We start from the raw sequence: 13,754 nt of genomic DNA on the forward strand, positions 1-13,754 counted from the left end.
ATGTTTTCACGCGACGCGCTCAGCTATGATCCCATTCCCCTGCCCGACCGCTGCGATTTTACCGACGCACAGATGCAGAAGGCGGCGCAGGCCTTCTATGACAAGATGCGGCAGCGCCACTCGGTCCGCGACTTCACAGATCGACCGGTTGAAAAAGAAGTGATCGAGACCTGCCTGCGTACAGCGGGTTCCGCGCCCTCTGGTGCGAACCATCAACCCTGGCATTTTGCGGCCATTTCCGACCCCGCCCTGAAACAGCGCATCCGGGAAGAGGCGGAAGAAGAAGAACGCCGGTTCTACGATGGCGGTGCAAGCGATGAGTGGATCAAGGCGCTGGAACCCATCGGCACCAACGCCGTCAAAGAACACCTGACCATCGCCCCCTGGCTGATCGTGGTGTTCGCCCAGCGCTGGGGCGAGTTCGAGGACGGGACGCGCTACAAGAACTACTACGTCCCTGAAAGCGTCAACATCGCCACTGGCTTTCTGCTGGCCGCCTTGCACCACGCGGGGTTGTCCACCCTGACGCACACGCCCAATCCCATGAAATTCCTCAATGATGCTTTGGAGCGTCCGGCCTCGGAAAAGCCCACGATGATCATTGCGGTCGGGCACCCTTCGGACAGTGCGACGGTTCCGGCGGTGGCCAAGTTGAAAAAGCCGCTGGAGGAGATTTCTTCCTTCTTCTAAGCAACTCGATCTTGGATCAGGTGCCGGTTGCGCTGCCCGGCGCAACCTGTGCCTCTTTCGGCAAAACCACACGGTAACAGGCCACCGCGGCGATCAAACTGCACAACACGATGAAGGCGACCGCCAGCGAAACCTCGTGCAAATGCGCAACGCCTGCAAGGGCGGCGGATACAGCGACGGCAGTCAAGCGCACGATGCTTTTGATCGCGGCTGACCCCTGAACGCGCTGCTCTTTGGGCGCGACGTCCAGAAAGTACAGCTTGCGGGCGCTGCTGATCCCGGTCACTGCGACCGTGACGATGAACAGCGAAATCGCGTGCAGATGAACCTCGTGATCGATACCAAGATAGTGAAACCCCAGCAGGATGATCCCCGTCGCCGCGACCATCAGCGTTCCGGCCACCATGACCGCGCGATGAGATTTCATGTTCACGATCTGCCACAATGGGGCCGAGACCAGGTATCCCGACGCCGACGACACAATCATCGCCGTCAGCCCTTTGGCCGAACTGTGATGCGCCTCAGCCGCGATCAACGCGAAGAAGGGCACAGATAGCGAGACAACCACCAATGGCATCCGCATGACCAGATAGCGCCGGAACCACTGATGTTGAAACATGCTGAGAACGGATTGGATATTGGCCCTCAGCGACAGTTTCAATGTCGATTTTTTAGTGCCTTTGCCCTGTGTAGCCTGACCAATCTCGGCCATGGCAAGGATCGACAGGCCGGACAGCAGGAAGAACGTGACCGAAACGGCAATAACGGCAGAATGGCGGGAAAAGGGCGGGTTGTCCTTGGTGATTTCGTGGACCAGCAGCGCCAGCCCAATTGCGCCCAGACCGCCTGCGCCCAGTTGCAGGTAATGCATCAGCATTCGGGATTTGGACTGCACATGGTCCCCGATCAGATCCGTATACATCAGGTTCTGAATCTCATCGAACAGGCCGATCAGGAAAAAGATCGAAATGAATGCAACCGCGATCAGGGGCACCAATCCCGTCGCCGCCACAGCTATGGCGATCAACAGGCAGGCGCCGATCGCAACCTCGGTCATCGCGATTCCGCGCTTTTTCTGCGTCTGGGCGGCAATGGTTCGGGCCAGGAAAAAATCCGCAATCATGCTGCCAACCATCCGGACCGAGACCAACGCCCCGGCGACGAACATCGGCAGTTCAAAAGACACCGCCAGAAATGGCAGAACAACCGAAGGGCTGCCCAGCGTCCAGGCGACCTGGGACAAAATGCTCTGCCCGGCCAAAACCGGAACGTTTCGCCTTGCCAGATCTGATGGGTCTTTTGCCATTCTTGTCGAAATCCCAAGCCACGCAGCCAGCCTGCGCGCCCGTCCCGGTTGCTTTGTCAGGCCCCCAGACTATTGCGTTCCCCGGCCTTGACCAAGCATCACGTGAAATGCCCGAAACAAAAAAGCCCGGCCAAACTGGCCGGGCTCAACACCAATCGGGTTGAAAGGGTCAGAGCTGCGCCATGACCTCATCAGTCGCTTCGAAATTGGTTGTGACGCGCTGCACGTCATCATCGTCTTCCAGCGCATCGACCAGCTTCATCAGCTTTTGCATGTCTTCCAGACCAAGTTCGGTTGTGGTTGTAGGTTTCCAGACCAGCTTGGTGGATTCGGATTCACCCAGCGCCTCTTCCAGCGCGTTGGACACATCGTTCAAATCGGTATCCGCACACCAGATGATGTGACCGTCTTCCGAGCTTTCGACATCTTCGGCCCCGGCCTCGATCGCGGCTTCGAAAATAGTATCCGCGTCGCCTGCGTCCGCCTGATAGACAACCTCACCCTTGCGGTCGAACATGAACCCGACCGAGCCGGTCTCACCCAGATTGCCGCCATTCTTCGAAAACGTCGAGCGCACGGTCGAGGCCGTCCGGTTGCGGTTATCCGTCATCGTCTCGACAATCACAGCAACGCCATTGGGGCCGTAGCCCTCGTACCGGATTTCTTCGTAATCGTCGCCTTCACCCGCGACCGATTTCTTGATCGCGCGGTCGATCACGTCCTTGGGGACCGAGTTCGACTTGGCCTCTTTCACCGCCAGACGCAGGCGCGGGTTCTTATCGGGATCAGGGTCGCCCATCTTGGCGGCCACGGTGATCTCTTTCGACAGTTTGGAAAACAGTTTGGACCGCGCGGCGTCCTGACGTCCCTTGCGGTGCTGGATATTGGCCCATTTGGAGTGGCCTGCCATAATGCGTCCTCGTCATCGTGTTTGCGTATTCGGCGCTCATATAGACGTTTGCGGGGGGCAGGATCAAGAGACCGGCTTGCGAGACGCCCCCTTGCGGGTATGGTGAGCCCATGACGACAGATCAAATCATTCTTTTTGCGCTTTTCATTACTGTTTTTGGACTGCTGCTGTGGGGGCGTTTCCGCTATGACCTTGTGGCCTTTGCCGCCTTGATGGTGGGCGTCGTGCTGGGCGTGGTGCCGGTCGACAACGCTTTTGCGGGGTTTGGGCACCCGGCAACGATCATCGTCGCACTCGTGCTGGTCGTGTCGGCCGGGTTGGTCCGGTCCGGGGCCGTGTTCCTGATCACGCGCACTCTGGTCGATGCCTCGCGCGGTCTGGGGGCGCATATCGCACTGATGGGCGGGATCGGTGCGGTCCTGTCGGCCTTCATGAACAACGTTGCCGCGCTGGCCCTTTTGATGCCGGTGGACATTCAGACCGCACGCAAGGCGGGGCGATCCGTGGGCCTGTCGCTGATGCCGCTAAGTTTCGCGACCATACTGGGCGGGATGGCCACGCTGATCGGTACGCCGCCCAATATCATCATCGCCTCGATCCGGGCCGAGACGCTGGGTGAGCCCTTCAGGATGTTCGATTTCGCCCCGGTCGGTGGCATTGCCGCCATTGCCGGGCTGGCCTTTGTATCTCTGGTCGGCTGGCGACTGATCCCCAACCGGGGCAAGCAGGAAGAGGCGTCCGAGACCCTTGCCGAATATATCGCCGAACTGACCTTGCCGCCTGAATCGCCCCATATCGGCAAGCGCGTCAGCGAGCTGTACGAAGCCGCCGAAAAATCCGACGTGGCCATCATCGGCCTGATCCGGGACGGCAAGCGGCGCTATGGCCGATCTGCCCATGCGACTCTGGCCGAAGGCGACGCGCTGGTTCTGGAAGCCCGCCCCGAGGCGCTGGACGAGTTCCGCGCTGCCCTGAACCTGGATTTCTCGGATACCCGGCGGCAAGAAGTGCTGACCGCCGAAGGCGAAGGGCTTGAGGTTATCGAGGTCGTCGCCACCGAAAGCGCCCGGGTCACGGGCCGTACCGCGCAAGGGTTGGGGCTGGCCTGGCGGCAGAGCACGGTGCTGATGGGTATTTCCCGTCAAGGCCGCCGGATCACAGAACAGGTCCGCAAGACGGAAGTCGAGGCCGGTGACATCCTTCTGCTGCTCTGCCCCCGCGACCGGGGAGCCGACGTCACCGAATGGCTGGGCTGTCTGCCTCTGGCGCAACGGGGCCTGAACGTGACGGCGAATGAAAAGGCGTGGCTCGCCATTGGTCTGTTCGCAGCCGCCGTTCTGGCCGCCAGTGTCGGCCTGATCTATCTGCCTATCGCTTTGGGATTGGTGGTCATCGCCTATGTCCTGACCAAGATCATGCCCATCAGCGACATCTATAATCACATCGAATGGCCGGTTGTCGTGTTGTTGGGTTCGATGATCCCGCTGGGCAGCGCTTTGGAGACCTCGGGCGGCACCGAGTTGATCGCCAACGCCTTGATCCAATTGACCGGCGGATTGCCCGCTTGGGCCATTCTGACCGTGCTGATGGTTGTGACGATGACACTGTCAGACGTTCTGAACAACACAGCCACTGCCATTGTCGCCGCCCCGGTCGGTATCCAGATGGCCCGCACGCTTGACGTTTCGCCGGATCCGTTCCTGATGACGGTGGCCGTGGCAGCCTCGGCCGCGTTTCTGACGCCGATTGGGCACAAGAACAATACGCTGGTTCTGGGTCCCGGAGGGTATCGGTTTGGCGACTATTGGCGCATGGGATTGCCGCTTGAGATCCTGATCATCGCCGTCTCGATCCCCGCCATCCTTGTGTTCTGGCCGCTTTGACAGGTAAAGCCAGCCCATGAAACGTTTTCTGATCCTCCAACTGCGTCCCGAAACCGATGCCTCGGACGCGGAATATGCCTCGATCCTGGACAAGACCGGTCTGTCGCCCGAGCAGACCCACCGCATTCGGCTGGATTGCGAAGACCTGCCCGCGGGGCTGGATGTCACCGACTATGCGGGCGTCATCGTCGGCGGTGGCCCGGGCTGCGTCAGTGACGAGCCCGAGACAAAATCCGCGTTGGACGCAAAGATCGAAGGCGCGGTAATGGGGCTGATGCCTCAGATCACGGCGCAAGATCATCCCTTCATGGGCTGCTGCTATGGGCTGGGCGTTCTGGCCGCGCATCTGGACGGGGATGTCAGCAAAGCCCAGTTCGGCGAGCCGGTTGGCCCATCATCCTGCCGACTGACCGACGACGGCGCATCAGACCCTTTGACAGCAGGGTTGACCCCGGAATTCGACGCCTTTGTCGGCCACAAGGAAGCCGTGCAAGCTCTGCCTGACGGCTGCGTGCACCTTATTGCGTCTGACCCCTGCCCGTTTCAGATGATCCGCTGGGGCCGGAACGTCTATGCCACGCAGTTCCACCCCGAGGCGGACGCAAAGGATTTCGAGCAGCGCATCAATATCTACAAGCATCACGGCTATTTCCCGCCTGAAGACGCGCAACGTCTGATTGATATCTGCAACGCCGCAGACGTCACCCAACCCGGAGAAATCCTGAGACGCTTCGTCGACCGCTACAAGTGACCTAACGGCGGTATTGCCTGCGGCTTTCAGGCTAGCATAGGCTGATCCGAAACGACTTGGGGAGGAGTTGTTCTTGGATCTACTCATTAATGTCGGCCTGCCGATCTCGCTGGCCATTATCATGCTGTCGCTGGGCGTCGGGCTTGAAATCGCGGATTTCCGGCGTGTGCTGAGCCGCAAATACCCTTTTGCAATCGGTGCGGCATGTCAGGTCGTCCTTCTGCCCATCGCGGCGTTCACGACCGTCAAGCTGTTCGGCCTGCCACCTGAAATCGCGGTCGGTTTCATGCTGCTCAGCTTTTGTCCCGGCGGTGTGACCAGCAACATCCTGACCAAACTGGCCAAGGGGGACGTGGCCCTGTCGGTCAGCCTGACGGCGGTGATCAGCATCCTGTCGATCCTGACGGTACCCGTTCTTGCAGCATGGTCCATCACGCATTTCATGGGCGAAAACGCGCCCGAGGTTTCGATCAGCGGTCTGGCCATTGCCATGTTCCTGATCACAACACTTCCCGTGGCCATCGGCGTGGGACTTCGCAGGTTTGCAACTGGGTTTGCAAACCGGATCGAAAACGGTTTGTCCAAGCTGGCAACCGTATTGTTCGTTCTGATCGTCGTCGCCGCGCTGGCCGGAAACTGGCAGCTTTTTGTCGATAACCTCGGGATCATGGGTGCGGGCTTGATTTCCCTGAACGTTGCGCTTTTGCTGATCGGGCTGGGGATCGCGCGTGCCGCAAATCTGTCATGGCCCGAGAGTAAAACTGTCTCGGTCGAAACAGGTATCCAGAACTCGACGCTGGGGATCACGCTGGCGGCCCTGATCACCGGCACGGATAGCGGGTTCAGCCCCCTGGCCCTGCCATCTGCTGTCTATGGGATTACGATGTATGCGGTCGTGTTCCCCTTCCTTGTCTGGTTTCGCCAACGCTGAAAGGACTGTTCATGACCAATAACACGGCAGATGCGGTTGTCGTCGGTGGCGGACTGGCGGGATTGGTTGCGGCAGCGGAACTGGGTGATCGGGGTAAAAAGGTAATCCTGCTGGATCAGGAGCCTGAGCGTTTTCTGGGCGGTCAGGCATTCTGGAGCCTTGGTGGGCTGTTCATGGTCGATACCCCCGAACAACGTCGGATGGGGATCAAGGACAGCCACGACCTGGCCTTGCGCGACTGGATGGGCAGCGCGCAGTTCGACCGGGACGAGGACGCGTGGCCGCGCAAATGGGCCGAGGCTTATGTGGAATTCGCCGCCGGAGAAATGCGCCCATGGCTGCACGAGATGGGTCTGCGCTGGTTTCCAATCGTGGGATGGGCCGAGCGAGGCGGGTCTTATGCGGACGGTCACGGCAACTCGGTTCCCCGGTTTCACATCACGTGGGGCACCGGTCCGGGCGTTCTGAAACACTTCATCCGCCGCGTGCGTGACCATGTCAGCGCCGGACGGATCGAGTTGAAATTCCGCCATCAGGTTAGCCATATCATCATGCAGAACGGCAGCGCCAAGGGCGTCTCGGGCGAGGTGCTGGCGGATGATACCGCTCCGCACGGTGCCAAAACCAACCGGGATGAGGTGGGTGAGTTCGAGGTCTATGCGCCCTCGGTCATCGTCACCTCGGGCGGGATCGGCGGCAATTTCGAGATGGTGCGCAAGAACTGGCCCCGTGACAGGCTGGGCGAGCCCCCGAAGGACATGGTGGCGGGTGTTCCGTTCCATGTGGATGGCCGCATGATCGCGATCAGCGAAAAGGCCGGAGGGCATGTGATCAATGGCGACCGGATGTGGCACTACACCGAAGGGCTGCGCAACTGGAACCCGATCTGGCCCTCGCACGGCATTCGCATCCTGCCCGGCCCCAGTTCCATGTGGTTCGACGCGCGCGGCAATCGGATGAAACCACCTTGCCTGCCGGGGTTTGACACTTTGGGCACGCTGAAAGAAATCCTGAAAACCGGGTATGACTATAGCTGGTTTGTGTTGACCCAGAAGGTGATCAAGAAGGAATTCGCCCTGTCGGGGTCTGAACAAAACCCCGACATGACCGAGGGTGGCTGGCGCGAGGTGCTGTTCCAGCGCGTCCTGACCGGGTCAAAAGCCACTGCCCCGGTCGAAGCGTTCAAGGAACATGGCGAGGATTTCATTGTTGCCAACACGCTAACCGAACTGGTCAGCGGCATGAACCAACTGGGCGGCGGCCTGATCGACGAGGCGCATCTGCGCACCCAGATCGAGGCGCGGGACAGCCAGGTCGAAAACCCCTTTACCAAGGACGCGCAGATTGCGGCGATTCTGGCGGCGCGCAACTATCGCGGCGACAAACTGATCCGCACAGCCAAGCCGCACAAGTTCCTTGACCCGTCCAACGGCCCGCTGATCGCAGTCAAGCTGCATATCCTGACCCGCAAGACGCTGGGCGGTTTGCAGACCAATCTGGACAGCCAGATGATCGGCGCGGACGGTCAGGTCGTCCCCGGCCTGTTCGCCGCCGGCGAGGTCGCCGGATTCGGCGGCGGCGGCTATCACGGGTATAACGCGCTTGAAGGCTCGTTCCTGGGTGGTTGCATCTTCTCGGGCCGCAACGCGGGACGGTCCCGGGCCGTGGCGTAAACGCTTAGGGCAGGCGGACGAATTTCAACACCGGCTCGCCATCCTGATCCAGCATGACCAGACTGTCGCCCGCAACGGCATAGGTCGCGACCTGTTGCAGCGCGTCAAAGAACTGGCGTTCCGTCTGCTCGGCCTCGGGCGGGCAGGCCATCAGGGTCGCGGCGATATTCTCGGGGAATTCGATCCGATCGCCCGACATCTCGGCCCGTCCGGTAAACCGGTTGCACCCGCCGCTGCCGCCAAAGGCACCATCGGCTTCAAAGGCAAGTTCGGGGCTTTTTTCGGCGTTTAACACGGCCCCATCGATACCGATGGCGGACCATTTTGTGTTCTCCAACACCGCGGCATCCGGTGTTTGTGCCGGATCGCTGTCACTCTGCGCCATGCTGTTGGTGCCTAACAGGGTCAATACGATTGCACCGGCAACAATGGCCTGACCGATCTTTGGAAAAGGCATCACTCTGTCCTTTCACTTCAAACATTTATAGAAAAGATTGGGACAAAAACGGGATTTACAAGGTTGCGACGATGCGTTCGGCAAAACAGTGCCGGTATCACAGCGGCCAGATCAGCGGGATCAGCAGCGAGGCCAGCAGACCGACCGTCAGGTTCAGCGGGATGCCAACCTTCATGAAATCGGTGAACCTGTAGCCGCCCGGGCCGTAAACCATCATATTGGTCTGATAGCCGATAGGTGTCGCGAACGAAGCCGAGGCTGCGACCATGACGGCAACAACCAGCGGGCGCGGATCAATGCCCACCGCCTGCGCCAAACCGATGGCAATGGGGGTCACAACCACCGCCACCGCGTTGTTGGACACCAGCTCGGTCAGGACCGAGGTCAGAAGGTAAACCGCCCAGATGATCAGGAAGGGCGGCAATAGCCCCAGCGACGGCGCGATGGCTTCCACGATCAGCGAAACCGCGCCCGAGGCATCCAGCGCCGCCCCGATAGCCAGCATGGCAAAGATCAGCGCCAACAGGCGACCTTCGACAAAGGAAAACGCCTCATCCGCGTCGATACAGCGGGTCAAAAGGACAATCGCAACCGCAAGGATCGACAGCAGCAGGATTGGGGCCACGCCCAGCGCGGCCAGAGCAACGATCCCGATTAATGCGCCAATCGCAATCGGGGCATGGCTGCGGCGGAACGCTCGGGCGGAAGGTTGGCTGACATCCACCATATCCATATCAGCCGCCAGTCGCTGAATATCCGCCGGGGCCCCTTCCAACAGCAGCGTGTCCCCGACACGCACCACCAGATCATCCAACTGTCGCCCGATATTCTGATTCCGGCGATGCACGGCCAGAGTATAGACCCCATACCGGCGACGCAGACGCATTGCGCCCAACGTGCGACCGACCATGCGGCATCCGGGGGTGATCAGAACCTCGACAGTTTTTGTCTCAACCGCCGAGACCTGATCAACGCGCTTCAGCTCTTTGTTGCTTTGCAGGCCGAGAAGCTCGGTCATTTCGGTGCGCAGAACCACCCGGTCACCAACGCGCAGCTCGATCCCTTTAAGGTTGCGCCGCAGGGACTCGTCGCCCCGAACCACGTCGATCAGACGCACGCCGGGGCGTTTGAACAGCTGAACCCCAGTAACCTCGCGCCCGATCAGGTTGCTGTCGGGGGGAATGACGGCCTCGGTAAAGAATTTCATCTTTGACCGGTCGCTGAGCAAGGTTGCCATGCTGTCGCGATCCGGTAGCAGGCGCGGGGCGATAAAACGCAGATAGACCATGCCATAAATGACCAGAGCGATGCCCAATGGCGTAACCTCGAAGATCGTGAACGCCGCCATGCCCTGCGCGCGGGCTACGCCATCCACCAGCAGATTGGTCGAGGTTCCGATCAGGGTCAGCGTTCCGCCCAGAATGGCCGCATAACTCAGCGGGATCAGCAGTTTTGAGGCCGGAACGTTCAGCGTGCGCGCGATCTGAACAAAGACCGGGATCATCACCACAACGACCGGCGTATTCGACACAACCGCCGAGGCCAGCACCACAAACGCCATCAGCAGCCCAATGGCAATGCGCGGGTTCACCTGCGCCTGTTTCTGCGCGGTCGAGGTGAAGGCGTCCAGTGCTCCGGTACGCACCAGCGCCCCCATGATGATGAACATCGCGGCAATGGTCCATGGGGCCGGGTTCGACAGGACGGCCAGCGCGCTTTGATAGGGCAAGATCCCAGTGACCAGCATCAGGGCAACGCCGCCAATGGCCACAACCTCGGTCGGGTAGACCTCGCGCAGGAACATGACGAACATGCCCGCAACAATCAAAAGCGCCAGAATTGCGCTGCCCGTATCTGTCAGTGAGAGGAATTGCATTCGTGGTATTCTGTCCGAACCCTGGCCCAAGCGCCTGATGGGTAGTTTCCCGCATTGCGCGGGGCAGAGCAAGCCTTTACGGCCCCGCCTGCTCTAACCGCCCACCGACGCGCACCATTCGCACGGTTTTTGCGCTGCCGTCCTGATCGTTGGTCTCGACGAATACACCGCTTAGCGTTGCCTCGCCATTCGCCGGGGTAAAGCGGGCTTTGGGCATGCCGGTGATAAAACGGCGCATCGGCTCGATCTTGTCCATGCCAATGACCGAGTCATAGTCGCCGCACATCCCCGCATCCGTCAGATAGGCGGTGCCACCGGGCAGGATCTGTGAATCCGCCGTCGGCACATGCGTATGCGTTCCCACCACAAGGCTGGCGCGCTTGTCACAGTAATGGCCCATGGCCATCTTCTCGGACGTGGCCTCGCAGTGCATATCGACGATAATTGCGTTCGCCTGCCCGCCGCGCGGGTGGGATTTCAGGATCGGTTCGATGGCCGAGAACGGATCGTCAAAGGGCCGTTTCATGAAGACCTGCCCAAGCACCTGAACCACCAGCACCTTGCGGCCGCCGGGCGCATTGAACAGGCGATGCCCCCGCCCTGGCGCGCCTTTGGCAAAGTTCACCGGGCGCACGATGCGCGGCTCTTTCTCGATGAATTGCAGCATGTCCTTCTGATCGAAGGCATGATCGCCCAGCGTCAGACAATCCGCGCCCGCATCCAGCAACAGCTTGGCGTGATCACCCGTCAGGCCCATCCCGTTCGAGGCATTCTCACCATTCACCACAACGAAATCCAGCCGCCAGTCTTCGCGCAAACGCGGCAGATGCTGCTGGATGGCCGTGCGTCCCGCGCGGCCCATGACGTCACCCAGAAAAAGTATCCTCATGCCAACCGTCCTAAGTGTGGTAAATGCCAAGCACAAGCGGTTAAACTATGGCGATAGAGCGCAAAACTGCATTGGACAGGAGAGATTTATGACCCGCTACCTCATTTCGGTTGCCATGCTGATCCCTCTGGCGGCCTGCGATCAGCCGTCGGAACAACCGACCGAACTTGCCAACCCAGCGGCGACCTACTGCGTCGAAAAAGGCGGGCAGTACGAGATACAGGACGGCGCGGACGGTCAAACAGGGACCTGCACCTTGCCCGATGGCTCAACACAAGATGCGTGGGAGTATTTCCGGGCGGAGAATATGGGTTAGGGTCCGAAGCTCAGCACCCGGCTTTCGGTGATGACCATGTCCAGCGGCTGGTCGGTCGGTTCCAGCGGCAGCCCCTCGGCCTCTTGCGCATCGAAGGCGAACCCTATGGCCAGCGTCGGACGCTTGGCGCACAGACCTTCCAGTGTGCGGTCGTAGAACCCGCCACCATAACCCAGTCGACCACCCTGCGCATCGAAGGCCACCAGCGGGACGATCAGGATCTCGGGGTCGAAATAGTCGTCAACCTCGGGCACTTTTGCCCCAAACGGTCCGTCTTTCAGCGCGCCTTCGGGCGTCCAGCGCGAGAACTTGAGCGCCTGACCGGCGGCTTGAATCACAGGCACACCGACCGGACCATAGGCCGAGGCCTCGGCCATGGCGGGCAGCGGATCAATCTCGGTTCGGATCGGCATGTAGCCCGACAGCGGCACACCGCGGTAGCCAGCCAGCACTTCGGACAGACGCCCAGCGGCGCCGGGCAGGCGCGCGTCAAACGCGGCTTTGCGGCGTGCGAACGCCGCTTTGCGCGCTGCGGCCTTGATTTCAGTCAGATCGGTCACAAAAGCACCACGCTGGCCAGCCCCAAGAAAATGAAGAAACCCATCACATCCGTTGTGGTTGTCACAAAGGTCCCCGATGCCAGAGCCGGGTCAACGCCCATTCGGTCCAGCAAGACCGGTACTACCGTACCCGCAAAGCCCGCGATGATCATGTTCACGACCAAGGCTGATCCAATCACGACGCCCAGCAGCGGCGAGTCGAACCACAGCATCCCAACCGTCCCCAGAACGATGGCAAAACACAGCCCGTTGAGCATGCCGACCAACAGCTCTCGCCGGATCACACGCCCCACGTTTGAACCGGTCAGGTCGCGCGTGGCCAACGCCCGCACCGCAACGGTCAGCGACTGCGTACCCGCATTGCCGCCCATCGAGGCCACAATCGGCATCAGGATCGCCAGTGCCACCAGTTGATCAATCGCCGCCTCGAACTGCGAAATCACCAGCGAGGCACAAATGGCCGTACACAGATTCACCGCCAGCCACGGCAGACGCCGACGACTGGTCGCGGCCACACTATCCGACAGAGAGCTTTCGTCGCTGACACCGGCCAGACGCAGGATGTCTTCCTCGTGTTCCTCATCCAGAACCACCATGGCGTCGTCGATGGTGATCACCCCGACCAAACGGCCATCGGCGTCAACCACGGGGGCCGAGATCAGGTGGTACTGGTTGAACGCATAGGCCACATCCTCTTCGTCCTGATCGACGGGAATGATGTGGAATTCCTCCTCGGTCAGATCCAGCAACGGAACCTCGCGCCGCGTCGCCATCAACTTGCCCAGCGTGACCTGAGCAATAGGTTTCAGGCGCGGGTCGACCAGAACGACGTGGTAGAATTGCTCGGGCAGATCATCATTGGCGCGCATGAAGTCGATGGCCTGACCCACGGTCCAATGCTCGGGCGCCATGACGACCTCGCGCTGCATAAGGCGACCGGCCGAGTTTTCGGGGTAGGACAACGCCTGCTCTGCCGCCAAACGCTCGGAATCCTCCAGCGCGTCCAGGATGGTCTCCTGCTGGGGTTCCTCAAGGTCTTCCAGCAGGTCAACGACATCGTCGCTTTCCATGTCCCGCACCGCTTCGGCCAGAACATCCGGCTTCAGAACACCGATGACCTCTTCCCGGACGGCTTCATCAAGTTCCGACAGAATGTCGCCGTCAAATTCCTTGTCATACAGGCGGATCAGGCGGGCGCGGTCATAGGGGTTGATCTGTTCCAGAAGGTCGGCGATGTCGGCGGCGTGCAGCGGCTCCATCAACTCGATCAGCTGGGACCGGTCTTCCACATCCACCGCATAGAGAATCGCCGCTACGGTTCGGCGGTCCAGCGCATAGACGTCTTCGTCGGTGGCAGAGTCGGCTACGGGATCATCAAAGCCTGTCGTCATGTGCTGCTCCCGCTTATTTTGCCATTGGCCCTTAATTAGAAGAAGCAGCTACCGGAAAACAATGACAATGCGCCGATTTACCCACATCTTTCGCCGACATATGCTGATCAACGGTCTCAAA

Annotated in this window: 13 protein-coding genes; 6 read left to right on the forward strand and 7 right to left on the reverse strand. The window is 60.4% G+C overall.

Features of this window, described 5'->3' with window-relative positions:
• Positions 1–690, forward strand: a complete 690-nt coding sequence (locus tag ACR0LW_RS12890; RefSeq protein ID WP_480882870.1) for a nitroreductase family protein — start codon at positions 1–3, stop codon at positions 688–690.
• A gap of 16 nt (positions 691–706) precedes the next feature.
• On the opposite strand, the gene ACR0LW_RS12895 is transcribed toward ACR0LW_RS12890, so the two are convergent.
• Together ACR0LW_RS12895 and ACR0LW_RS12900 are read right to left on the reverse strand one after the other, a co-directional pair.
• Positions 707–1,996, reverse strand: a complete 1,290-nt coding sequence (locus ACR0LW_RS12895; protein WP_480882871.1) for a permease — start codon at positions 1,994–1,996, stop codon at positions 707–709.
• 169 nt (positions 1,997–2,165) lie between these two features.
• Positions 2,166–2,906 (reverse strand): YebC/PmpR family DNA-binding transcriptional regulator, encoded by a 741-nt coding sequence (locus tag ACR0LW_RS12900; protein ID WP_170519960.1) that lies wholly within the window; start codon positions 2,904–2,906, stop codon positions 2,166–2,168.
• A gap of 110 nt (positions 2,907–3,016) precedes the next feature.
• Here ACR0LW_RS12900 and ACR0LW_RS12905 point away from each other — a divergent pair, with 110 nt between their 5' ends.
• The 4 genes from ACR0LW_RS12905 (at position 3,017) to ACR0LW_RS12920 (ending at position 8,144) form a co-directional block, all read left to right on the forward strand.
• The gene (locus tag ACR0LW_RS12905) at positions 3,017–4,789 is read left to right on the forward strand and encodes an SLC13 family permease (protein ID WP_170737505.1); all 1,773 of its coding nucleotides are present in this window, start codon (positions 3,017–3,019) and stop codon (positions 4,787–4,789) included.
• A 16-nt stretch (positions 4,790–4,805) separates the two neighbouring features.
• On the forward strand, positions 4,806–5,540 hold the full coding sequence (locus ACR0LW_RS12910; protein WP_480882872.1) for a glutamine amidotransferase: 735 nt from the start codon (positions 4,806–4,808) through the stop codon (positions 5,538–5,540).
• A 73-nt stretch (positions 5,541–5,613) separates the two neighbouring features.
• Positions 5,614–6,471, forward strand: coding sequence for a bile acid:sodium symporter family protein (locus ACR0LW_RS12915; protein WP_170519950.1), 858 nt, complete (start codon positions 5,614–5,616; stop codon positions 6,469–6,471).
• A gap of 11 nt (positions 6,472–6,482) precedes the next feature.
• Positions 6,483–8,144: an FAD-binding dehydrogenase gene (locus ACR0LW_RS12920; RefSeq protein WP_480882873.1), complete on the forward strand. Its 1,662-nt coding sequence runs from the start codon at positions 6,483–6,485 to the stop codon at positions 8,142–8,144.
• Positions 8,145–8,148: 4 nt separating this feature from the next.
• Here the strand turns inward: ACR0LW_RS12920 and ACR0LW_RS12925 are convergent, their stop codons facing one another.
• The 3 genes from ACR0LW_RS12925 to ACR0LW_RS12935 all read right to left on the reverse strand — a co-directional run bounded on the left by ACR0LW_RS12925 (position 8,149) and on the right by ACR0LW_RS12935 (position 11,366).
• Positions 8,149–8,601, reverse strand: coding sequence for an META domain-containing protein (locus ACR0LW_RS12925; RefSeq protein WP_480585114.1), 453 nt, complete (start codon positions 8,599–8,601; stop codon positions 8,149–8,151).
• Positions 8,602–8,698: 97 nt separating this feature from the next.
• Positions 8,699–10,477, reverse strand: a complete 1,779-nt coding sequence (locus tag ACR0LW_RS12930; protein ID WP_480882874.1) for an SLC13 family permease — start codon at positions 10,475–10,477, stop codon at positions 8,699–8,701.
• A 76-nt stretch (positions 10,478–10,553) separates the two neighbouring features.
• Positions 10,554–11,366, reverse strand: a complete 813-nt coding sequence (locus ACR0LW_RS12935) for a TIGR00282 family metallophosphoesterase (RefSeq protein ID WP_480882875.1) — start codon at positions 11,364–11,366, stop codon at positions 10,554–10,556.
• Between the two features lie 88 nt (positions 11,367–11,454).
• Between ACR0LW_RS12935 and ACR0LW_RS12940 the strand changes: the two genes are divergently transcribed.
• A complete protein-coding gene (locus tag ACR0LW_RS12940; protein ID WP_480882876.1) occupies positions 11,455–11,682 on the forward strand; it encodes a putative hemolysin in 228 nt (75 codons plus the stop codon).
• Here the strand turns inward: ACR0LW_RS12940 and ACR0LW_RS12945 are convergent.
• Both ACR0LW_RS12945 and mgtE read right to left on the reverse strand, forming a co-directional pair.
• Positions 11,679–12,242, reverse strand: a complete 564-nt coding sequence (locus ACR0LW_RS12945) for a 5-formyltetrahydrofolate cyclo-ligase (RefSeq protein WP_480882877.1) — start codon at positions 12,240–12,242, stop codon at positions 11,679–11,681. The two genes, ACR0LW_RS12940 and ACR0LW_RS12945, sit on opposite strands and share 4 nt — an antisense overlap.
• Positions 12,239–13,633, reverse strand: coding sequence for a magnesium transporter (gene mgtE / locus ACR0LW_RS12950; RefSeq protein ID WP_480882878.1), 1,395 nt, complete (start codon positions 13,631–13,633; stop codon positions 12,239–12,241). Before mgtE ends, ACR0LW_RS12945 begins: the two co-directional genes overlap by 4 nt.
• Positions 13,634–13,754 lie beyond the last annotated feature (121 nt).

This window comes from Ruegeria sp. N4 (genome assembly GCF_056531425.1).